18 protein-coding genes are annotated in these 24492 nt (G+C 42.3%); 11 read left to right on the top strand and 7 right to left on the bottom strand.

Annotated features, from left to right (window positions below):
• The first annotated feature begins 165 nt into the window (after positions 1-165).
• Positions 166-1086 carry a manganese-dependent inorganic pyrophosphatase gene (locus A9267_RS14950; protein WP_055022767.1) on the top strand — a complete coding sequence of 307 codons (921 nt, stop codon included), beginning with the start codon at positions 166-168 and terminating at the stop codon, positions 1084-1086.
• Between the two features lie 109 nt (positions 1087-1195).
• Here A9267_RS14950 and A9267_RS14945 read toward each other — a convergent pair whose 3' ends face one another.
• A complete protein-coding gene (locus A9267_RS14945) occupies positions 1196-1516 on the bottom strand; it encodes a GRAM domain-containing protein (RefSeq protein ID WP_065109743.1) in 321 nt (106 codons plus the stop codon).
• A 118-nt stretch (positions 1517-1634) separates the two neighbouring features.
• Between A9267_RS14945 and A9267_RS14940 the strand changes: the two genes are divergently transcribed.
• On the top strand, positions 1635-1982 hold the full coding sequence (locus A9267_RS14940) for a DUF4156 domain-containing protein (protein WP_065109742.1): 348 nt from the start codon (positions 1635-1637) through the stop codon (positions 1980-1982).
• Positions 1983-2045: 63 nt separating this feature from the next.
• Here the strand turns inward: A9267_RS14940 and A9267_RS14935 are convergent, their stop codons facing one another.
• Positions 2046-3320 carry a glycerophosphodiester phosphodiesterase family protein gene (locus A9267_RS14935; RefSeq protein WP_065110046.1) on the bottom strand — a complete coding sequence of 425 codons (1275 nt, stop codon included), beginning with the start codon at positions 3318-3320 and terminating at the stop codon, positions 2046-2048.
• A 514-nt stretch (positions 3321-3834) separates the two neighbouring features.
• Here A9267_RS14935 and A9267_RS14930 point away from each other — a divergent pair.
• Together A9267_RS14930 and A9267_RS14925 are read left to right on the top strand one after the other, a co-directional pair.
• Positions 3835-4851, top strand: a complete 1017-nt coding sequence (locus A9267_RS14930) for an aldo/keto reductase (protein WP_065109741.1) — start codon at positions 3835-3837, stop codon at positions 4849-4851.
• Positions 4852-4859: 8 nt separating this feature from the next.
• On the top strand, positions 4860-5459 hold the full coding sequence (locus A9267_RS14925; protein WP_231919159.1) for a protein tyrosine phosphatase family protein: 600 nt from the start codon (positions 4860-4862) through the stop codon (positions 5457-5459).
• A gap of 34 nt (positions 5460-5493) precedes the next feature.
• Here A9267_RS14925 and A9267_RS14920 read toward each other — a convergent pair whose 3' ends face one another.
• On the bottom strand, positions 5494-6270 hold the full coding sequence (locus A9267_RS14920; RefSeq protein ID WP_065109740.1) for a TetR/AcrR family transcriptional regulator: 777 nt from the start codon (positions 6268-6270) through the stop codon (positions 5494-5496).
• A 323-nt stretch (positions 6271-6593) separates the two neighbouring features.
• Here A9267_RS14920 and A9267_RS14915 point away from each other — a divergent pair, with 323 nt between their 5' ends.
• The 6 genes from A9267_RS14915 (at position 6594) to A9267_RS14890 (ending at position 14333) form a co-directional block, all read left to right on the top strand.
• Positions 6594-8105 (top strand): flavocytochrome c, encoded by a 1512-nt coding sequence (locus A9267_RS14915; RefSeq protein WP_065109739.1) that lies wholly within the window; start codon positions 6594-6596, stop codon positions 8103-8105.
• Positions 8106-8116: 11 nt separating this feature from the next.
• Positions 8117-8485 carry a cytochrome c3 family protein gene (locus A9267_RS14910; RefSeq protein WP_055022773.1) on the top strand — a complete coding sequence of 123 codons (369 nt, stop codon included), beginning with the start codon at positions 8117-8119 and terminating at the stop codon, positions 8483-8485.
• Between the two features lie 42 nt (positions 8486-8527).
• Entirely contained in the window at positions 8528-9658 is a 1131-nt protein-coding gene (locus tag A9267_RS14905) for a hypothetical protein (RefSeq protein WP_119967721.1), read from the top strand.
• Between the two features lie 170 nt (positions 9659-9828).
• Positions 9829-10908, top strand: coding sequence for a hypothetical protein (locus tag A9267_RS14900; RefSeq protein ID WP_156669179.1), 1080 nt, complete (start codon positions 9829-9831; stop codon positions 10906-10908).
• Between the two features lie 266 nt (positions 10909-11174).
• Positions 11175-11915, top strand: a complete 741-nt coding sequence (locus A9267_RS14895; RefSeq protein WP_065109738.1) for a cupin domain-containing protein — start codon at positions 11175-11177, stop codon at positions 11913-11915.
• A 483-nt stretch (positions 11916-12398) separates the two neighbouring features.
• Complete coding sequence (locus A9267_RS14890; protein WP_065110043.1) at positions 12399-14333, top strand: B12-binding domain-containing radical SAM protein; 1935 nt, start codon at positions 12399-12401, stop codon at positions 14331-14333.
• Between the two features lie 285 nt (positions 14334-14618).
• On the opposite strand, the gene A9267_RS14885 is transcribed toward A9267_RS14890, so the two are convergent.
• Positions 14619-17294, bottom strand: a complete 2676-nt coding sequence (locus A9267_RS14885; protein ID WP_065110042.1) for a TonB-dependent receptor domain-containing protein — start codon at positions 17292-17294, stop codon at positions 14619-14621.
• Between the two features lie 208 nt (positions 17295-17502).
• Positions 17503-20334, bottom strand: a complete 2832-nt coding sequence (locus A9267_RS14880) for a hypothetical protein (protein WP_065109737.1) — start codon at positions 20332-20334, stop codon at positions 17503-17505.
• Between the two features lie 479 nt (positions 20335-20813).
• On the opposite strand from A9267_RS14880, the gene A9267_RS22175 reads away from it, so the two are divergent.
• Positions 20814-21350 (top strand): prepilin-type N-terminal cleavage/methylation domain-containing protein, encoded by a 537-nt coding sequence (locus A9267_RS22175; RefSeq protein WP_055022777.1) that lies wholly within the window; start codon positions 20814-20816, stop codon positions 21348-21350.
• A gap of 76 nt (positions 21351-21426) precedes the next feature.
• Here A9267_RS22175 and A9267_RS14865 read toward each other — a convergent pair whose 3' ends face one another.
• The gene (locus A9267_RS14865) at positions 21427-23385 is read right to left on the bottom strand and encodes a TRAP transporter permease (protein ID WP_082972405.1); all 1959 of its coding nucleotides are present in this window, start codon (positions 23383-23385) and stop codon (positions 21427-21429) included.
• 130 nt (positions 23386-23515) lie between these two features.
• Positions 23516-24454, bottom strand: coding sequence for a TAXI family TRAP transporter solute-binding subunit (locus A9267_RS14860; RefSeq protein WP_259651253.1), 939 nt, complete (start codon positions 24452-24454; stop codon positions 23516-23518).
• Positions 24455-24492: the final 38 nt, after the last annotated feature.

Genomic DNA, 24492 nt, shown 5'->3' with positions numbered 1-24492 from the left:
GGGCCTAATTACTAACTCATCAGTCAATGGAATTCCGCTTAATATCAGCCCAAATACCGTGTTCACCTTCAAATATCTCCCAAGGTGTATACTTCCAGCTTTTTAGTTATTGGTCACTTGGTTATTTCTTGTTAAAATCGCTGCAAATTTATAGGAGCGTTTCAAATGGCAATGTATGTAGTGGGTCACAAGATCCCAGATTCAGATTCAATCTGCGGTGCAATCGCACTAGCTTACTTAAAAAATCAAATCGATGAGCCTGCAATTGCAGCCCGTCTTGGTGAGCTTTCACCTGAAACGGCTTACATCCTTGATAGATTTGGCTTTGAAGCGCCAGAGTTCAAAGAAAGCTATGCAGGTGAAGAAGTTTACATCGTTGATCACTCTGAGCTTACCCAAGCACCAGATGATATCGCCGAAGCGACCATTGTCGGTATTGTTGATCATCACAAATTAGGTGACTTAACCACATCAACACCGCTTGAATGTTGGATCCGCCCAGTGGGCTGTTCAAACACGGTCATCAAGATGATGTATGACTTCTATCAAGTTGAGATTCCAGCCAATATCGCTGGTATCATGATGTGCGCAATTTTAAGCGACACTGTTATCTTTAAATCACCAACTTGCACCACGGCAGACATCCGCTGTGTTGAAGCATTAGCTGAAATCGCGGGCATTGAAGATTACAAAGCTGTGGGCATGGAAATGTTCAAAGTGAAATCGGCGGTCGATGGTACTCCAGCGCGCGACCTTGTTATGCGTGACTTTAAAGACTTCAACATGAACGGTAATCTTGTTGGTATTGGCCAATTAGAAGTCATCGATTTATCAGTATTTGATGATATCAAAGCCGAGTTAGAAGCCGATATTGCTGCTCTTAAAGCTGAAGGCAACCGTCATAGCGTATTACTACTGCTAACCGATATCATGAAAGAAGGCTCTGAAATGTTAGTCGTGTCAGATGACACTAGCATTGTTGAAAAGGCTTACGGTAAAACTTTAGCAGACAACAAAGTTTGGTTAGATGGCGTACTAAGCCGTAAAAAGCAAGTTGTACCGCCGTTACAAGATGCATTTGCTTAATTGATATGATGCCTTAAGCAGGTAAAACCAAAAAAGCTGAATCCTAGATTCAGCTTTTTTATTGCCTATTTCGCAATGAATTCAATCGCAAACAATACTGTCCACTTTTCTACTTAGGCAATAACAAGTTTATCCAGGCTTCTGAGTCAGCCACCATGAATTTGTAATGTTTATCATTGTTAAGCTCTATTTTAATGGCATCAGCAGTCACGGGTAATACACCGCCACCAGTGCCCCAGCACTTTTCAACTTTATGAATGTCGGCTAAGTCGATTTCGTAAGGGCCCATTTCAAAAATCTTATTCGACGCTTCGAAACACAAACGTGTTGCTGTCAGTGATAGCTGACCATCACCGCTAAAAGCACCACTTTGCACTGTCGCAAAGGTGGATTTAATAATAGTTTCATTACCAAAATCTAGCGTGCTCATTTGCCACTCCATATTATTTAGCGATTATCACCACTAAACCAACTTGAATAATTTAATCAGTGCGTTAACGTTATAAGTATAGCTTCCTCCTGCTGAACAGCCATTGAATGAGAAAATAATGAAATATATCCCGTCTTTGAGCTATACAAAATCGCTATTTCTGATAATGATTATCGGACTAACAGGCTGTATAACGACCCCAAACCCTCAAACTGAAGCTATTGCGATTTTATGGTCTGAACAAGGGGATATGGACGTTTGCGAATTAAAAGGAACCTTAGTGGGATCCCAAGGCCATTGGTACGATTACTTATTTATTTCAAATAAGGACCTCACTCAAGGTGCGCTTAATCAGTTACGAAATGAAGCCATCACACTCGGTGCGAATACTGTTTATCTTTATAAGCCAAAAGCATTTGCCACATCAGTGACTTTTGTAGCAAATGCTTATGACTGTCCTAATTAGTTTTCGTTAACAAATACAGACCTTACTAAGCCCTAATTTAGCCGCTATGGTTAAGCGTCATATTTACAGCGCCATGCAGTTAGCATAGTAAGTCACTGTCGCAGGCCAATCAGAGAACACACCAATCACACCAACGTCTTTGGCTAACACGTCCAGCAGCTCAAATGCATCGCCTTCATTATCAATCGCATCCGTGATTGACTGATAATACCAWCCACCAGCACCGTCAGATAACACGCCTGAACGCTCAAGTGTCCAAGTGATAATATCTAATCCAGCAGCTTTAGCGGCTAATGCATAGGCAGATGGCACAATTTGATTGTCCGCATCGACAGTGACGAGTACCCATAATGGCGGCGCAATGATTTTCACTCCATCATTAGCAAGCTCGTCCATTGTTGGTGACCAAGTCATGTTATTTTGCGGGTCAAAATCAGCAAGGTCATATCGATCATCAAGATATACTGCTTGATCGGCAAAATCTGGCGTATTCGCAATCCAATATTTCACATCTTCAAGGTTAAATGATTGCGGATACACTAATGCAGGGCTAACTCCAGCGGCAACGTACTCATCGAGCATTTTTTGAGCATAATCTTGCTGACTAAAACCATCAAACGGCATGGTTACACTTGCAGATTTAAGTTCAGGCGTCATCTGTACGCCTGCTGTTTTAAATAGCTCAATGCTTTCTGCATGAGTCATTAATGTGCCATGGTACGAGTATAAGTCTGTTCGCCAATTCGCAGTGCCATCCATAAATTCTTCTGCTGTTGTCGCTGCTGGATTGGCACCATCCATTTTCCCTTTTAAGGTTTTAAACTCCGCCAAGGTAATATCACTGGTACAACATTGGGCTGTTGCCATCACACCATTTACCAGATCGGCAGGACTAAAAGGAACGGAGCATTTTGCGGCCAGTTCTGGAATCGCTAAGATATTAGTTGTAGTGGCTAAATCACATTGCGAATGACGACAGACGAGCTCTTTATCTTGGGTAAAAGTGACATCGCATTCTACGATACCAGCGCCAGAATCAATTGCCGCTTGATATGACTCTTTAGTATGTTCAGGAAATTGCATCGCAGCGCCGCGATGACCGATAGAAAAATCATGACGATACATGGTTTTATTCGTGCATTGAGCAAGCTGCGTTTTTAAATCGCTGTCTTGCATTTGTCCAACTAGATATGACGGCCTAGGGCCAACGCTGACGACAATGGTTTCCGCTATGACTTGCTGTTCGTCTGTAGCATCAGTATTCGTATCATTATCATCATTACAACCTGTTATAAGTAGCAGGCTCATAAACAAACTTGTTAGCACATGCAAGTGCATCCCTTCCTTAATCATTTTTAGCTCCATCTTCTGACAACTTAATATCGATATGAATGAAAAATTCAGTCGATGACTGAATCAACAATCGCTTAAGCTAAAGACGAAGTGTGACCATAAAATCAATGAAATATGACAATATTAAGGCCTGTTGAGCTTTCAAGGTTATTTTTGCAGCGAATTGTTGGCCATTTATACAAGGAAGAGACTTTGTGGTGTAGTTATTCTACATAAAAAGTTAATAACGCAGTAAAAATGGCCAACAAGCGCTACCCAACGGGTTCGAGTAAAAGCGCTTTACTCTTTGTTGGATGAATTTTGCTTAGATGACTAGGCATCAATCCATCCGCCTAAATTAAAACGCTTTTATTTCGAACAAAACTTAACCAACAAAGCTCAACAGGCCCTAGTTTTTATAATATAAACATTTTTGTTTAAGGTGACGTTTTAGACTAACTGTAATAATGTATTAGCTTAAAAATAATACTGCTGCTCCATTTCATTTGTAGGAAGAGAAATGATTACTCACGAACCTAACCCACTCTACGTTGCTGCGCCAGAGCGCTATAGCAAGATGACATACTCAGCTTGTGGTCGTAGCGGTATCCGCTTGCCACAATTGTCGTTAGGGTTATGGCAAAACTTCGGCGCTAATGACTCACAACGTAACGCCCGTCATATGCTCAATACTGCATTTGATCATGGTATAACTCACTTTGATCTTGCCAATAACTATGGCCCTCATTATGGTGCTGCCGAGTCATGTTTTGGCAGCATTTACCAGCAAGATTTTAAGCATTATCGTGATGAATTATTAATATCGAGTAAAGCAGGATATGACATGTGGCCAGGGCCATATGGTGTAGGAGGATCTCGTAAGTATTTAATTTCCAGCTGTGATCAAAGCCTTAAACGCACAGGATTAGATTACTTTGACATCTTTTATCACCACTGTATGGATCCTGACACCCCCTTAGAAGAAACAATGCAAGCGCTTGACTATATCGTCCGTTCAGGACGTGCTTTGTATGTGGGGATATCTAACTACCAACCCCAACAAACTCAACAAGCAATTGAGATATTAAGGCAACTTGGCACGCCATTATTAATCCACCAGCCTCGATATAACCTGTTTGATCGTTGGATTGAAAATGGTCTAACTGACGTACTTAAAAATGAAGGCGTCGGTTCAATCGTATTCTCACCATTAGCTCAGGGCGTATTAACCAATAAGTATTTAAATGGGATCCCTAAAAACTCAAGAGCAGCACTTGAGCATCAAGTTTACTTAGCAGATAAAGACCTTACACCGGCTAAATTATCCAAAGTATCGGCATTAAATACATTGGCAGAAAATCGTCAGCAATCGTTAGCACAAATGGCCATAGCTTGGACCTTACATAATGATGCGGTAACAAGCTGTCTTATTGGCGCGAGTCGTCCAGCGCAAATTGTTGACTCGGTAAATGCACTCAATAACCTCCATTTTACCCCACAAGAAATCACCACCATCAACCACATCCTAAAGGAATAGGAATCACTATGTATCAGTTTATATCGCAAGCTACACTCAACAAATTTGGAGTTAATGCCTTAAAAATGACAACGCTAATAGCTATGGTTTCGCTGGCATTAATTAATCCCGTTGCGGCTGAGATAGATCCAACCCAGCTAGATGATATTAAAGCGATTAAAATTAATAATACGCAAGTTATCACTGCCGGATTACCTAAGGCTGAGGAATTTGAAACCTTGCAACAAGCGGGAGTAGAAGTTGTCATCAATTTGATCCCTAAGAATAATCCCAATTATTTAGCGCAAGAATCTCAATTGGTCACAGATCTAGGAATGAAGTACGAAAATATTGAAGTCGACTGGCAACAGCCCACCATCGAGGATGTTGAACAATTCTTTACGGTGATGGACAGTCATAACGATAAATCTATTTTAGTGCACTGTGCAGCAAACTACCGCGCATCAGCATTCTATTATTTGTATCTTGCCACACAAGGTATCGATGTATCAGGGCAAATGTTAGACGACACCCTATCTCCTTGGGGAGACTTACAACAAAGCTTTGTCAAATACCCTCAGTGGCAACAACTGATTGAAGATGTAAAACACAAGTACAGCCCACAATAACCCGTACTCGAACACAAAGTGGCTAGATGTAGTATTAACAGCCGTTACAGCCACTTTGTTTTGCATTCAATGACATCGATAATGCTTTACATGAACTGCAACTAAGATGCTTTTTAAAATTTGCTTCAAAAAAATCTGCCGTGCGAGTTTCAAGACAAGTAAATAGCTCATGATTCAGTGGTGTTTTCCATTGATATTGCGCCATTAATCTCGATAAATGTCGATAACAGGTTGTGGATTGATCGGACAGAAACTCAGGTGAAATCAGTTTACTTTCAAATTGTGTCAATGACCCCGTCAAATAAAATGCAATGCCTTGAACCAACTCTTTGGCTTGCAAAGGAGTAGCAACTAACTCGTCATTATCAATCGCCAGTTGAACCGCATCAGCCATCCATTGCCAAAATGAATTAATCCGTTGTTTAAACAATTTAACCTTTTCATCACTGGCCAGTTTCCAAATCATCGCATTGACCGACACAGAGCGTAAGGTAAAAAAGCTGCGGCTTCTTTTAATGGTCTCGAAGGTAAATAATATCGGCATGAGCAATCTTTCTTGCGCCGTCAGTTCTGGGTTCTTCTGTACAAATAATGGCATATAATTGGATGTTGCACTGCGCAAAAACAAGCACACTAATACATCTTCTTTGCGCTCAAATAACTTATACAGTGTCCCTGTTGAGCAGCCCACGTCCTTAGCAATTTGTGAAAACTTAAATGACACTATACCTTGAGATTCGATCAATAATTCTGCGACATCTAAAATTTGATCACATCGTAATTGAGTCAAGGTTTCTGAAGGACATTTCATAATAAATACCTAATATTTGAATATCGCAATTATCATCTTTACTGCACTTTATAGGTATAAACTCAGTAGATAATCGGGATTCACTTCACGCTGATGGGCCGGTTTTATTAGGCTTTGTGATTCAGTTCATAACTTAACTGACTTTTGATATCTCCCTCTAAAGTTCGCCCGCTAAATAGGGCTGATAAGCCAGCAGCTCATGAACAATGTTCTTGAGCCAGTTCACGAATAATATTGCCCCCCCAAAAAAAGCGTGATGCCATTCAAATTTGGCCTAGTTCAATTTGTTTATCTTAATCGCATCTAAATGCGAGGAAAGATAAATGCACAACAGACGTAACTTTTTGAAATTAAGCGCAGGCGCAGCAATCGGCGGCCTGACAGCAGCGATGCCAGCAAGTGCACAGCAACGCCAATGCAATGAAATTAACTGGGATGAGTCAGTAGATGTACTCGTTGTCGGCTCTGGTTTTGCTGGTCTATCAGCAGCGATTAATGCAAAAAGACAACAAGTCGGCAGCGTACTTGTACTCGAAAAAATGCAGGTTATTGGTGGTAACTCAGCCATTAATGGTGGCTGGTTAGCAATTCCTAAAAACCCAATCCAATTAGCACAAGGCATTAACGATGACTCACCAGAAGAGTTAGTCAACGACCAAATCATCTCAGGTCGCGGCATGCAAAACGTTGAAATGCTAAAGGTGATCGCCGATCGTGCTCTTGATTCTTACGATTTATGTATCGAAACGGGCGTTAAATTCCGTGAAGGATTTAATATCCAAGTGGGCGGACATAACAAAGCCCGTGCGATTAGAACCCAACATGGTACAGGCGGTGATATCACCACTAAGTTGTTTGAAGCTGGTAAAAAAGAAGGCGTTGAATACCGCTTACAACACTACATCGAAGACTTCATTATGGATGGTCAAGAAATTGTAGGCGTTAAGGTAAGAAAAAATTATCGCTTCCCAGATCTCAATACTGGAACAACAATCTATATCAAAGCCAACAAAGCCGTTATTCTCGCGCACGGTGGATTTGCCCAAAACATGAAACTGCGTGAAGCAGTCGATCCTTCACTTGATCCAACACTCGATTGTACTAATGCCCATGGCGCGACAGGCGAAGTCACGTTAACCGCTATGGCTAATGGTGCGCTACCCGTGCATATGAATTTGATTCAAACAGGCCATTGGGGTTCTCCTGATGAGGGTGGTTTCGGCTGGTCAAATGCCCTGTTGTCGATTGGTTGGCATCAAGGCGCTGCAATCAGTGTGCTAAATGGTAAACGCTTTATGGACGAGCGTGCTGACCGTAAAACGTGTTCAGAAGCCATTATGAAAAATCGTTATGCAGACAACAGTCCAGCCTACCCGATTGTATTGTTTAACTACGAAAACTACGCCGAAGATGACCGTGTAGTGCGTTCACTACGCGACAAAATGGCGTGGAAACTCGACACACTTGATGACGTTGCTAAGCAATTTACTATTCCTGCAGCGGAATTGAAAAAGACAATAAAAGAATACAACCAGCATGTTACTGACAGAAAAGATCCCTTGTTTAACCGCAAAATGGATACCGCTGAAGTACTGACAGGTCCATTTGTTGTCTCACGAATTTGGCCAAAAGTGCATTACTGCATGGGCGGATTAAAAACAGATTTAGGTGGCCGCGTGATAGATGGCCGCACTATGGAACCTATCAGAAAAATGTATGCCATCGGTGAAGCCACTGGCGGTATTCATGGTGAAGCCCGCTTGAGCTCAACGTCATGTCTTGAGTGCTTAGCGATGGGCATCATCGTTTCTGAAACCATTAAATCTGATCTGTAGGCTGAATCACCATGAAAAAATTATTATTACTCGCTTTTGTATCGTCAGCGTTTTTAGCCACCGCCCACGCGGGAGAGCTTTATACCGTCAAAGGGAAAACCCAAGGCAGAGTGAACCATGAAATGTTGTACCAAGATGGCTGTAATACCTGTCATCAAGGTTCACCAAAAGCGAATACCACAGATGCGGCCTGTGTGGATTGCCACGGCACTGTTGAAACAATTGAAATTGATGAATCAATTTTGGCAGTACCTGAAGCACATCCGCATAAATCTTTACATTACAACGAAGGGGCAAGCTGTTTAGCCTGCCATAGCGAGCACACTAAAAAAGCACCGATTTGTGCTGATTGTCATCGCACTTGGTTTGAAGAAATGTAAATAAAAAATATAAAAAATTTACGTATATAAAGGGAAATGAGAATGAAAAAAACCGCCAAGTTTATGTTGTCGATGGTGGCCACAGCAGTAGCAATGTCTTCTGTAAATGTCATGGCTGAAGAGCAGGAAGACGGTATTAACATCGGAGGTGCTGTGCGCGTTAATTACGCTTACAGAGACTACGATGAATCAAATAAAGACAAGTTAGGTGAACTTGATTTTGATATGGCTGCAATTAAGTTTGATGGTAAAAAAGGGGATTGGGGCTTAGCCGCGGAATACCGTTTTACATCAGGTAGCAACTACATCAAATACGGTTACGGCTTTTATGATATTGACCCCAATTGGCAACTGCAGTTTGGTATCAACAAAGTGCCTTTTGGTAACCCAGAGTTTATCTCTAACAGCTGGTGGTTTGGCCTACCATACTACCTAGGTTTTGAAGACAACCATGATGTGGGTATTAAAGCGTCTTACGACAATAATGGCTGGAATACTGATATCGCGTTCTACAAAAACCCAGTTTATAGCGCAACTGAAAACAAACGTTATTCAGCTTCGTTATTCAGTGGCGAAATTAATGGCACTGAATACCATAACGAAGAAACTAACGGTTTTAACTTCAGACAAACCTATACCGCAGAGTACGAAGGTGGTTCGACAACATTTGGCGGTTCAGCTCAATATGGTCAAATCTATAACAGTGAAACAGGCAACATGGGCGACCGTTATGCTGTAGCACTGCATTTAGACAGCACCTATAAAGGATGGAACCTACAGTTACAAGCCATGCAATACGAGTATGACGCTGCCGATTCGGCTGATGACAATAAAATCGGTATCGCAGTGGTTAGCTGGCAATACGAAATTGCCTCAAAAGGCCAAGCATACAGCGCTAACATAGCTAAAACTTTCGCCACTGACTTTGGTAGCGTGAAGTGTTACAACGACTTCGGTTTAATGACCCCTGACGTTGCTGACGACAGCTATGACAACAGCATGCAAAACGTGACAGGTTGTGCTATCGCAGCTGGAGCCACCTACACTATGGTTGACTTCATCTTAGGTAAAAACATGACCTTCTCAACGGCAAATAATGACCATGTTGGTTTACCAGAAATCGGAGATGACTGGGACAAACGTATCAACATTAACTTTGGTTATTACTTCTAAGTCATGACTTCTGGCCATTAACGCCAGCGTAACGACAATATACTGAGTATCAGCAAAACACTTTCATACTCCCACGTTTTGCTGGTGCTCTTTCTATTAACCAACCGTTTTGAGTGACCACTTGTTGTCATCACTTTTTACTGGGCTCATTTCGTTCCGACACGCTAACTATGAATAAACGGATTATTGTCACACCTTTGTGTGCCTGTTTAGCTTTTTGCGCACCATTTTCAGAGGCAATGGAAGTTGAACTGGGTGGTTTTCTTAAAATGAATGCACGCCATGTTAACGGTGATATTGCGTTCCAAGACAGCTGGACCGGAGGCGGCTCGGTATCTGAACCCACTCAACGCACACAATTTAGCGCCCAAGAAAGTCGCTTAAACCTTGGCGTGTCGTCTAATGATGTTCGTGGCTTTATTGAGATTGACTTCGTAGGCTCATCTCAAGGTAATGCCATTATCTCTAACTCATACAGCCCGAGATTAAGGCATGCTTTTATTGAATACCAAGATGTCGTTGCAGGACAAACTTGGTCGACACTAGTCAATACGACAGCTTTTGCAGAAACCGCAGATCTTGGTGGCCCACTCGTTGGTCAAGCCATGGTGCGCCAGGCTTTAGTACGTTATACCTTTAATCATTGGCAGTTTGCACTTGAAAACCCTTATACCTATGGCACTAATCCAGGTTCATCGCTTAATGAACAGCCAGACTGGATTGACACTCGCAATGATTATGTACCTGATTTTATTGTGCGTTATAACACGAAAGGCGATTGGGGTAATGTTTCAGCCTCTGGTGTTATTCGCTACTTAGACCCAGATCAGACCCAGCAAGTCAGCACTGGAATGTCAGTTGCAGGCAAACTGCGTACATTCGGCAAAGACGATTTACGTATTCAATTGCACTATGGCAACTTAGGCCGCTATGTGGGTACCGATGCTGCAAAAGACATGATCGAAGGCGAATTAGAAACCACCTTGTCAGCCATGGCAGCTTATCGTCACTTTTGGGATCACAACTGGCGAACTAGCCTGTTTATCGGTCATACCGCTACCGAAGTACAACGCAATCGACGGACCCATGTGGGGGTGAATTTATTCACTAACCTAACACCCGAACTCAGTGTCGGTGTCGAGGTGGGCCAATATGCCATTAATGACAAAGCTAGGTTAGAAAGCACTGAGCTTGTTCAAAACGGTCAATCGCAATACTTGCAGCTCAGTATGCAGTTTTCTTTTCAATAATGATTAAGTCTTGCTGCAATTAACAAAATAATAAAAGCATTAACGTGTGTTTTTATTATTTGTAAACATAAAACCCAATTAAATAGATTATTTGAAGATATTCTCAATTAATAAAAAATCGCGATAGCTGTCACGAATAAAATTGTCACTGAAAAAGGTACGTGATCTATTTCACCTTTAATTTACCTTTTTGTATTTATAGTAAAAACATATTAATAAAAAACGAATTTAACATTCAAATATCACAGTTCTAAATAGGATTAACAATGAAATTAAAGATGATTTTTGGTATTGCTGCGCTAGCATCAACAGCTGCTGTTGCACAAGGTCCTCAATGTAACCATGCACAGCTCCCTTACCAACAAATGACACCAGTCCCATTTGACAGCAGTGTGCATGCACCACAAGACACGATGCCAGTGCAATGTAGTAACCCAGAAATTGAAGCATACATTGCCGATTGGGAAGCGGGTAAAATTGACTTTAATACTATTCAAGCAAATGACAGCATCGCTAAAGATCAACGTTTTTGTAAAACATTGGATGATGAAGGTAACGTACTTGAAGCAAAAAACTGCGACGTAGCGAACTCTCCAGTGGGTTACATCTGGAAAGATCTAGCAGACTCGCCAATGGTTATTGGTATTACTAATGGTGGTAAATCTGATCATGAGCCTCACTTCCACGGACAACCTGAATGTTACTACGTGGTCAACGGCGGCAGTAAAACATTAGCTCAAAATACGTTCCAACCATTAAAGAAAGGACAGTACTTTTATATTCCGGGTAATGCCATCCATAACACTCCAATCCTTGATGATGAAGGGCTTGGTGTATTCTACTGGTACCCAAACAATGCTAACTTTAATGGTTTCAAATATTACTGGCGTCGTGATGTGAAAAACCTTCACGCTGCAGAAGAAGCATTTGATCGTGTTGATGAAATTCGTAAGCGCGATCTTAACTTAGGCCCATATGGCACTAACGAAGCATTCTTTAAAAAATAATTAAATCGTCAATATAAAATAGGCCAGCTTATATATCCTAAGTTGGTCTATTATTTATATTTGGCCGTTACATTCTCTTATATAAAACTCGTTCAGAAACTTGTCCCCCCAATAATATCTCACTGTCTTAAAACCAAGCGCCTTAAATATAAATTCAACAAGGCTTAACTTTACCCCTTGTTATTAAATAAAAGCATTCAGCTTTAAAATTCAAGTCGCTGTAATCACCATTAATAATATACTCACTAGCAATTGGTTATATCAGCTAATCCATTTTTTTTACCAGTAAACTCCCATTGACTCGCCACCACTTTCATCTTGAAGTAGAACCCCTTTAGCGCATTTGCTAGAATCCCTCGATTATTGATGGCAACTGTATCGGCTGCCTGACTTTGCGGCTATGTATAACTCAAAAGCTTACTAAGGGCTTGTGTTATGACTATGCTAGAAAAGCAGCAAAGTTTTATTATTCAAAGGCAGGCTATGACCGTACTTCTAATGACCCCACCCATGACTCAGCTAAATACGCCTTATCCAGCTACGGCCTATTTAACCGGGTTCCTTCGCTCTCAGGGCTATGAAGCGGTGCAACGAGATCCTGCCATTGAGCTGTTTTTAGAAATGATGACCGCCCCTGCACTGGAAATTATTCGTCAACATGTAGAAGCAAATTTCGAGCATTTTGAAGACGATGAACTCCCACCTGCAGTACATGCATTTTTAGCAGAATTTGAACGTTATCATCAGTGTGTTGAAGCTGCGATCCGTTTTTTACAAGGTAAAGATCCTAGTTTAGCGCTACGGATCAACTCACGACGATTTTTACCTGAAGGCCCAGCTTTTGATGCCATTGCGCAGATGGAAGCCGTTTCTGGCGATGTTCTCCAAGCAGCCTTTGGTAACTTAGGCGTACAAGATAAAGCCAAGTATTTAGCCACGTTATTTATAAATGATCTTTCCAATGTCATTACTCAAGGGGTTGATCCTTACTTTGAAGTCAGCCGCTATGGCGAGCAACTTGCTGCAGCGAATCCAAGCTTTGATAACCTCTACGACACCTTAATGGATGAGCCCACTTTCAGCTCAGAGATTCTAGAACAACTGGTTGAGCATTATCTTGAAGATACTCAGCCAAGTGTGGTTGCATTAACGGTGCCTTTTCCAGGCAATATGCTTGGTGCACTGCGTATTGCGCAAACCTGTAAAGCCATTAACCCTGAGTTACCAGTCGTACTTGGTGGCGGCTTTATTAATACAGAGCTACGTGCTCTGAAAGATCCTCGTGTATTCGAATTTGTAGATTTTATTTGTCTTGATGATGGCGAGCGCCCTTTTCTGACCTTACTTGAATATTTTCAAGGTCAGCGGGAAGTCGACGATTTAGTCCGAACGTATTTTCTCGCAGAAAATGAGCATGGTCATCCGTATGTGCATTTTAACGAAAATACTGCCTTGCACGATATTCCACAAGTCGATGTGGGCGCGCCAATTTATGATGGCCTCCCCTTAGATGAATACTTGTCATTGTGCGAAATGCTTAACCCGATGCACCGAATTTGGAGTGATGGACGTTGGAACAAGTTAACCATTGCCCACGGTTGCTACTGGCGAAAATGTAGTTTTTGCGATGTTAGTCTCGACTACATCGATCGCTACGATACTGCAGGCGCTGATATTTTAGTGGATCGCATCGAACAGTTAATTGAAGAAACAGGCCAAACAGGATTTCACTTTGTTGATGAAGCCCTGCCACCAAAAACCTTATTTGCATTTGCCAAACGCCTTATTGAGCGAAATGTAGTGATCAGTTGGTGGGGTAATATTCGTTTTGAAAGAACCTTTAGCCAAGCTCGCTGCCAATTACTGGCCGACTCTGGTTGTATTGCTGTGAGCGGCGGCTTAGAGGTAGCATCAGACAGACTACTAAAACTCATGAAGAAAGGTGTCAGTGTTGAACGAGTTGCACAAGTCACTAAATCATTTAGCGATGCAGGCATTATGGTTCACGCCTATCTCATGTATGGCTTTCCTACACAAACCGAACAAGAAACCGTTGATTCGCTCGAAATGGTTCGTCAAATGATGGCTCAAGGTTGTTTTCAATCGGCGTACTGGCATCGTTTTGTCGCAACAGTCCACAGCCCTATCGGTATGAACCCAGACCAATTCGGAATTACATTGGTCGAACGGCCAGAAATTTTGTTTGCCGAAAATGATGTTGAGTTTACAGACCCAACCAATACCGATCATGAAATGCTAGGTGAAGGCTTACGAAAGGCTATTTACAACTACATGCATGGTATTGGTTTTGATCAGCCAATGAGTTTTTGGTTTGATCAACCTGTGGCAAAAACTCAAATGAAAAAAGATTTAATATCAAAGGCTATCAGTAACTTTATTGACAGCAACCAAGCTTAACTGCTGCTAAAACGCAGTTAATTTACCAAAGCTAACAATAAAAATGGCCACTTTCTTGTTCCAGAAGAAAGTGGCCTCGCGCATTGATAAAAGTAAAAGGATGAAGTAATACCGTTACCAATTGCACTGGTCTTACATTTGTCTTAAATAAACGTGTTCGGCATAACCAATTTAACTTGTTCCAGAAGTCATATTGCACCTCACACTATGTACACAGCTATTGGCATTTAAAGGATGAGTAAAAATGCCAATAGCCCGTACTTGGTTTACCTTGCTAATTACCCATTAATACTCGTAATTAAACTGTAAGGTAAATTCTGTTCCTGGCTCTTTTGCATATACCACCACATCTTGCTGATCGTACTCTGTTGTTTCACCAAGGATATTCTTCACTTTAAATTTCACTCCAAAACTTTCTGTTGGTAAGAAGCTGTAAGTAAAATCTAAGCTGTGGAAAGGTTGCTCGTAGACATCATCTAATCCACCACGACCACCGTAGGCAATACGCTCTCCAAATACGTTATAAACCAGTGTGGCACTGTGAGATTCATCAGGAGAATCAAAGCTTAATTGCATGTTAGCAACCCACTCTGAATGGCCTGTCATACGGCGCTTATTGTTGGTTGGGTCAATTTCACCATTACCTAGGATTTCAATTTCTGAATCACTTAAGGTCACGTTACCAGCCACAAAGAAGTCTTCCCAGAATCCACCTTCACGACCAATAAAGCCAAGGTCATGTAAGAACTCTGTTTCAATACCGTATATGACACCCGATTCTGCGTTATAAAACTTAAGCTGACGACCTGCTTCTGAAATACGTTGAATCGCTTCAATCGGCGCATCAACGTCTTTATAGAAACCACCAACACTTAAGTTAGCACCGTCATCTGAGTAGTATTCCCAACGTAAATCTAAGTTGTAGATATCTGAACTTTCTAGTTCTGGGTTACCAAAGAAATCGAATCCAGTCACTGGATCTTGGAATCGAACTGGCGCCACTTCACGTAAATCAGGACGAACCAATGTTTTACTCGCCCCGAGACGCCACTGGCTTTGATCTGATGACTTCCATGTTAACGACATCGACGGGAACCATCCATCTTCTGCTATCGCATAATCCTCAATGTCATAACGACCGCTTTCATCAGAGATTTCGCCATCTGGAGTTAATGGTAGAGTGACACGGCGGAAGTCTTCATAACGCACACCCGCAACAAAGCGCCATACATCATCAAAATCAAAATCAAAGTTAACGAAACCAGCATCAATCATTTCTGCTGCGACATAGTCTTCGGTATCGGTCGATGCGTCTTTTAATTCTAAATCTAATGTATCGTTAGCGATGTTTTCATCTGAGAAAATCTTGTCAAAATCACTCGATAAAATGTCGCCATTAGGATCGGTTGGGCTTAAGCCCACATCGAAACCTAAACGGGTCGCATAGCTTTCACGAGTACGTTCAAAGTATTCGTAACCACCGCTAATTTTAAGGATATTTGCATCACCAAATTCAATCGGCAATGCTAAGTCGATTTTGTAATTTTCAGTATTATCATCAAGACGACTATAGACATACTTTGGCGCATCTTGTGTATTCAAGTTACGACTTGTCATGTTGTTAGCATCGTCAAAAACAACGTTGTAAGTGTAAGACAGCTCGTTAGGTGCATAACGCTTTGAGCTGGCATTGGAATACATCCAATTGGCTTCTAAATCCCACAGGTACTCAAAGAAGTGCGTCCCTTTAATTTGATTACTGATAAGGTTACGCTCTTCATAAGACATATCATAAACCTGCAGTGCGTTAGGCTCTGAAATGGTATCGATGGTTTCTTCGATGGCCACTGACACGTCATCTGAGGTATCACGTAAGTAAGTTGAGAAGGTTTCAATTTTATGGTCGTAGCCAATTTCTAAACCTAAATTCAACATGCCTGACATCTGCACAATTGAGTCAGTTCCCATCACATCTTTAGCGTTTTCGATTTGAACGTTATCAGCATCACCCGCTAGTTCAACTTCGGTTTTGGTGTAGTTTTCTGCTTGTTCTTTATAAGACACAGCTGTCATGGCACCAAAAATAATATCGTCAGTGATATCCCAGCGATCGCCAATGGCGATATTTCCGCGTAACCCAGGATCTGTACCTTCGGTGTATACCGTCATATCACGGTACATATCACTGGCTAAACCACGGTTAATCGCTTGCGCTTCAGGAAAGGTAACGGTGCCATTTGAGCCGGTCACGATATCAATTGGGCTAATGCCGCCATACATATTAGTGACATCATTAATGCTACTTGGCATGGCGCGTGTGCCGTCGTCTTGACCCAACCAATCATCGCCGCCACCGTTATAGGTATATGTGTCATCTGAATCATTAGTGTTGTAACGACCACCGATTGATGCTTTGAAGAAAAAATCAGCCGGGATAGATTTAGTTCGAATATCAACATGTCCACCACCAAAAGCAGCTGGCGTACTTGCGGTACTCGCTTTTTGAACCGACAGTGATTCAATAATCGACGCTGGGAACATATCCAGCGGAACCACGTTACGAGTAGGGTCTGGTGATGGTACAACCGCACCATTTAAAGAAGTACTTGAATAGCGTTCACCTAAACCACGTACATAAATAAACTTGCCATCTTTTAGGGTTAATCCTGTTACACGACGAAGCGCCGCTGCGGCGTCACTGTCACCAGTACGGGAAATTTGTTCAGATCCCATGATGTCCACAACCGTTGGCTGTTCACGGCGTTCTTCAACAGCAGCTGACGCAGAGGTACGTAAACGACCAGTAACAGCAATAACTTCAATTGGGAAATCTTCACCTGCATCAACTTCAGGTGTTTCTTCCGAGTAAGCAGGCAATGTTGTAAAAAGTGAAGCTGCTGAAATAGCAGTTACAACAGCTAGGCTTAGCTTGTTAGCGATAAAACTCGGCTTGGTTTTCATAGCGTTTTTCAATCCTGTCCACAGTTCAGGTAGCGCCATCTCGATATCGCTTTGACTCTTATGTCTACGGTATCAATGGCAGATAAGAAACTTATTAATTCATTGGTCAAACTTTAAAAAGCGCTCAGTAATTGAGTCTTACTGAGCGCTTATGCAACATCAGGGAGGTGCTCCCTGATGTTTAGGGCTTAGCAAGTAACCTCTTTAGTTACTTGATAAATGCCCAGCCTTCACGCCAGTCAGTTTGACCGTCGAATGCACCGATGTAGTCAGTTGATTCGAAGAAACTGTCTTCAGTACTCATATCCAGACCTGTACCTAGCAATACTGTGTCAGTACCTGCTGGCATGCCATCTGTTAATGTTACTGCTTGTGCTGAGTTACCCGTTTGAGCAAGGAACCATGCTTCTGTATCAACAGCATCCGTTGTGGCTGCATTATCAGAGCTGTACTTGAATGGCTCGTTACAATCGATAACTGAGTGAGAAATCATTAATGACCCATCGTTAACATTGTCCACAAGACCTGCATAAGTCCCGTCTAGCTCTAGACACTCGCCCGACTCAGTATCAGAGGTTGACCCTTTACGACCTTGAATCAATAAGTTGTGAATTGAAGCTGCCGTTGCAACACGAAGGATAATGCCTTCACCTTTGTCGCCACTGGCATTTTCAATATCGGTACCAGGCAGAATCGTTACATTAGAAATAGTAGGATTTGAAACTGGCGTATCGTCAGCGCCTTTGTGGCTATCGCCTTCAAAACYACGGTTAGCTTGACCATCTTCATGAGTGATATACACGTATTGTGCTTTACCCTGCCAGCCATTAGTCCAATCTAAGCTGTCATCGAAGTTGTCGGTTAGGTAAACATATTTAAGATTGACCGCACCACCCCAGAACTCGACACCATCATCGCCATTCGCATGAACTTGAATGTGGTCTACTTGCGTGCCACTGCCCACTGCTGCGAACGAGATTCCGTTCATTTCTTGGGTATCATTTACTTTAAAGCCAGCATACTTAACAACCACATAACTAATTTGACCACTGTTATCTGTGTTGTCGTTACCGCCGTATGGGAAATCGCCAACTTCGAATGAAGCGTCACATGCATTTTTATCAGGACAAGTATTGGTTTCGCCGTTACCCAGTAACACTAAACCACCCCATTGACCACGCTCACCTTCAGCACCAGCAATCACATCTTGCTGTGAAGTCATCACGATTGGGTGTTCTGCACTGCCTTGCGCCATGATTTTAGAGCCACGGCTAATCGCAATGTAGCTGTTATCTGTAGCAAAAATTTGCGTACCAGCTTGAATGGCTAACGTTGCAGAATCAGTGTTATCACCACCTACAACGACCGCGCCACCATCCACTTTGTACATCACGTTTTGACCAGCAAGTAGCGTGGTATTTGAAGTGATATTGCCTTGAATTGAACACACTAAAGTGACGCTAGCATCTTTATAAAGCCCAGCTACCACTTCTTCTGACGTTGTGCCAACAGGACAAGATGTTAATACTGGCAGTTCAGTCGGTGCAGGCGCAGCATCTTCGTGAATAGCTGTCGTCCAACCTGTAGTCCAGTCAGTTGTGCCATCGAAAGCACCAATGTACTGCGCATCAACTAAACGGTCATCCATATTAGCTAAATCTGCAGCGCCACCAGTCAGTGCGACTGATGATGAATTAGGCATATAACCTGATAAATCAGATGCACCAGCTAAGTTACCATCTTGCTCTAGGAACCATTGCTCAACATCAAGTGCTAACTCACGACCTTCATCCGCATCAGGTTTGGCATCTTTAAACGGCTCAACACAATCAATTAAGCTGTGTTGCATGTTTAAGTTACCCGCTTCAGCTGTGGTTACAGTGTTGTCATCATTAACTTCTAAACATTCACCAGAATCAACATCGCCTTTTACAAGCATGTTGTAAGCATCTACTGCTGTACCTTTACGGAATAAAATACCTTCGGCATCATCACCGCCACTGTTAGTGCCGTTAGCCACTTGAATAGTAAAGTTAGCTAACGCAGGACGAGATTGTGGTTCAGCTTCTGCACTGCTGTTACTGTCAGCTTCAATACCACGGTTAGAGCCGTTATCTTCTTGGCGAATATAAACGTGTTGTGCACTACCTTGCCAACCGTTAGTCCAATCTAACGAATCATCAAAGTTTTCAGTTAACACTACGTGTGAAAGCGAAACGTTACCGCCCCAAAATTCAACACCATCATCGTTATTTTTATGAATTTGAATATGGTCAACTGTGGTGCCCGCACCGACTGCGGCAAAGCTAATACCATTCATTTCTTGTGTGTCGTTGATTTTAAAGCCACCAAACTCAACACGAACATACTGAATAACACCCGAGTTATCTTCTGTGTCATCGCCACCGTAACTGTGACTGCCAACTTCAAAAGCGGCATCACAACTTGTTAAATCAGGACAAGAGTTAACCGGTGCGTTACCAAGTAATACTAAACCGCCCCACTGACCCGCTTGGCCTTCTTGACCCAGTGCAGATTCCAATGATGTAAACACGATAGGCGCTTCAGCAGTACCTTCTGCCATAATTTTTGAGTCACGGCTAATCACTAGGTAAGACTCGCTTCCACCTACAATTTTAGTGCCCGCCATGACAGATAGCTCAACTGAATCTGCTTTATCACCACCAGCGATAACTGCGCCATCAAGCATCCAAACAACATCATTGCCTAGGATAATCTTGTCACCGTCTTGACCACCAACGTTAACCGTTGACGCCCCTGTTGAAGGAGCAAGTGTGCCAGATAATACCCAAACTTCTTTACCGTCGATTGCAGCAATTGTTGCACTCTTCTCAGCAAATCCACCGTAAGCCGCTTCTTGATCTGATACGTCAGGAGTCGTTGGCGTATCTGGAGTTGTTGGCGTTTCAGTGTCTGAACCTGTATCGATATTGATATCACCACCACAACCTGCAAGTAATAAGGTTGCAGAAAGTGCAGCAGATACAGCGTTAAGTTTAAAAATGTTTTTCAGTTCCATTGTCATCTCCGAGGACGGAATTAAGCGTGTTAAGTAATTTGGCTGGTCGACAAATTAACCTGCAAAAATGACAAAAAGACTTCGCCTAAGTGACAACAAGATTTCAGAATAATGAAGGAAATATTAAAATCATTAAAAAAACAATAGCTTACACAGATAAACACTTGATATTAATTAGTCACATATTTAACAAATATTTCACCAAGGTCGCCAAAAGTAATTATTTAGGAGGGGGTGAGCAAACTATAATTGGACCAAAAAACCAAAAAACAGCACGCTTTTTTAACTCTATTTACACGAAATATTGAAGCAATATGACAATAAAAAGTCACAGATTAGCAATCAAAATAGGGGAGGATTTACTACCCTAAATAGGTTAATTGAAGTTTTTCTTATGCATCTTAGTCAATGTGTTTTAACATACAAGACATAAGTAAACCCTAATAAACAAGCTGTTAATTCACTTTAAAGGACAGAAGATGGCGATTAACTCAACCTCAGGCTCAATTAAACTCACAAGCACTAAAGGCTTTACGTTAATTGAATTAGTGATTGTTATCATTATTTTAGGGATCCTCGCTGTTATTGCTGCACCTAAATTTATTAACCTTCAAAGTGATGCAAAAATCGCGACCGTACAAGGGGTAAAAGCCGCGATTCAGTCTTCACTTGATTTAGCCTATTCACGCGCTGCTATTGATGGCGTCGAAAAAGATGACCGCAGTTTGATTGATTACAACGGCGAAGTAATAGAGATGAAACTGGGCTACCCAGAAGCCTTTGGCGAAAATGATGGCGGCGGGTTACCGCAAATGCTCGAAATCGGCTCTGAGATAGACTTTTGTTTTGGTAGTGGAAGTTGTACACCAAACGTAGAAGTAGGCTCGTCAAATGTGCGCTACGGCTATGATTTAGATGATGAAACCATTAACTGTCATGTACGCTATATTGAACCGACTGGCACTGGTGGCTCAGCAACGACCTACACATTAACGGTCGATATCACTGGCTGTTAACCATCAATGTGCTTATTAGGTATAAAAAATAGGTTTAGCCGTTCAAGCTAAACCTATTTTTTGTTAACTCACCCTATTAAACCGTAGCTTTATCTTGTGTTTTCCACTGCACAGCTAATAACCCGAGTACAACCACCACGCCAATAACGCCTGTGCCAAATGGATTAAATAACACCCAAGGGACAGTGGTGATTGCAACCAAGCGCTCAACCGTTGAAAGCGAACGTAACAAATAACCTTCAATCGAAATTGCTATCGCGACTATGATACTTGCCGTTTGAACAATAGCGAATGTAAAGGCCAGCATACTAGCTTCAGGGTTAAGTAAGTCAGTGTAAGCCATCATAATTGGGATAATGAACAAACCGCCTGCCAACTTAAATGCCTCAACGGATGACTTCATCGGATTAGCATTGGCAACCCCTGCACCTGCAAATGCAGCCAGCGCAATCGGCGGAGTCACATTTGAGGTTTGTGATAACCAGAACACGATTAAGTGAGCAGTTAATAATGGTAAGCCAAAGTCACCCAGCATAGGCACAGCCATGACAGCGAKGACAATATAAGCTGCGGTAACCGGTAAGCCCATCCCTAAAACCAGTGCCACAATACTGATAAGCCCCAGCGCGACCAACATATAACCGCCAGAAAAATCCATCACAAATTGGGTAAACTGTAAGCCAATCCCCGTCTGCCCTACCACACCAACAATAATCCCAGCGGCGCCACAAGCCACCGAAATGGGTAAGGCTAATAGTGCACCGTTTTTCATGCCTTCGATAAACTTGTTAATCCCAATACGGCTATGCTTTCGCAGTGCAGCTGTCACTAAAATCGCCGCACAACCCGCTACGCCAACCAGTAATGGTGAGTAGGCCATCATCAATAACACGGTGATAATCACCAATGGAATAAGATGATGAGCACCGTGTTTCATCACTTCAATCACCGCTTCTGTACGACTCGCCGCTTGAAGGTTTAACTTACATGCCATTAAGTGCACATAAAGTAAGGTGCAAAAGAAGTACAAAATTGCAGGCGCAATCGAGGCCAACATGATGTCGCTATAAGGCACCCCCGTAAACTGCGCCATTACAAAGGCACCTGCGCCCATAATCGGTGGCATAATTTGCCCACCCGTGGATGCTGACGCTTCAATACCTGCAGACTGCTCAGGGGTATAACCTAACTTCTTCATCATCGGAATCGTCACAGCGCCCGTGGTCACCGTGTTTGCGATTGCTGAGCCTGAAATAGAGCCAAGCCCAGCTGATGCCAATACTGCAGCTTTGGCTGGGCCGCCACGATACTTACCCGCAATTGAAAACGCCAAGTCGATAAAGAATTTACCTGCCCCAGTGACTTCTAAAAAAGCACCAAACAATACAAAAATAAACACAGTTGTGGCCGCAATACCCAAGGCAGAGCCAAATACACCATTGGCTGAATATATTTGGAACTGAATCAACTCTTGCAGTGAATAAGCTTTGGTGGCCATTGCGCCAGGGAGTAAGTCGCCAAATGCGCTATAGGCTAAAAACATTCCTGCAATCAGCACCATCACCCACCCCACGGTACGCCGACAGCCTTCCAACAATAAAACCAGCAATGCACTGCCTGCTACTAAATCCACAGTACCTAAACCATAAAGCATATGGTCAATATCGTTGTAGTCAAAAATGGACATTCTATAGCCAGCAAAGATGGTGATACCACACAATGCAAGATCGAACACACGCCCCGCTAAATAGCCTTTTTTGCGGCGATTTTTAATCAGCGGATAATGTAAAAAAATCAGAATTAATACCCAGCACAAATGCACTGGTCGAAAATAAGTGGCCGATATGGTGGAGGTAATACCTTGCCAAATTTGAAATGAAGACAATAACACTGCGACGATAAGTGTTGTGTAGCCTATAACTTTAATGGTTTTTTCATAAGGAAGTGTGTTGGCAACATCAGGGTTATGGCCTGTTTGATGCGCATTATCCCCACTCACATATTGCTCGGCTTTTTTGCCTTGTTCTTGGGTCATATTTTTTCCTCTATGCCAAAGGTTGCACCTAAGCACAATCAGTGACCTAAATATACAAAGGCAACCTTACGTTGCCTTTGTGTTCTTGCATTGACCTACAGGTGTTTTGTCGTGTAGAAAATCCAGCGTTCTACTTAATACTATCTAAATACTTTTGCGCACCAGGGTGTAATGGCACACCTTGCAGGCGGTCAGCATTTTCAGGTGTTGTGGCTTCAGCAACCTTCACGACCTTTTGCACTTCTGACATATTCTCAAAAGCAGCTTTAGTTAAGTTAAACGCCATCTCATCACTCATTTTGGCGCTAACCACAATCACATTCCATACACTTAATGTCGGCACAGCGCCCACATTGTTGTATACATCGGCAGGAATGGTGTAATTGCTATAAGCAGGGTTTTGCTTAATAAACGCTGCACTTTCTTCAGCAGAAACAGGAATAATATTAACCTTATGGGTTAATGCCACTTGAGTTACCGCGCCAACACCTTGACCACCCACAATAAAACCAGCATCAATTTGACCATTCGCTAATGCGTTGGTGGTTTCTGAATAATTTAGGTACACAGCAGTGATATCTTTTTTCACATCAATACCAATAGACTCAAGTAATGCAGCAGACGTTACCGCTGTGCCACTGGCAGGAGCGCCTAATGAAATACGCTTACCTTTAAGATCGGCAAGCGAAGTGATGCCTGACTTTTCAAGACTAATGGCATGCACAAGGTTTGGATATAAGGCAAACAGTGTATTCACTGGCATTGCACTTCTGAACTTACCTTCGCCTTTATAAGCATCAAGGACAACATTGCCCATCGCGATACCGGCAATCATATCGCCACGTACGACTTTAATTGTGTTCTCAACTGATGCGGCAGTGACTTCAGCTTTAACGTTAACTTGTGGCACTTCATCCGACCACACTTTGGCTAACGCACCGCCAAATGGATAATAAATACCGCTTTGACCACCAGTACCAATTGAATAGTTCTCGGCTTTAACCGCAGTTGGCAATACTAGTAACAAAGACAGTATCAACGCACGATAAAACATAGCCTTCTCCTTCATTTTTATTAATTTCATTAGACTTTACTTAACAAAGCCTT

This window comes from Shewanella sp. UCD-FRSSP16_17, from assembly GCF_001675935.1.
Lineage (GTDB): Bacteria > Pseudomonadota > Gammaproteobacteria > Enterobacterales > Shewanellaceae > Shewanella > Shewanella japonica.
Note: the sequence above shows the minus strand (reverse complement) of the source record. Positions and strands in the feature narration are given on the sequence as shown.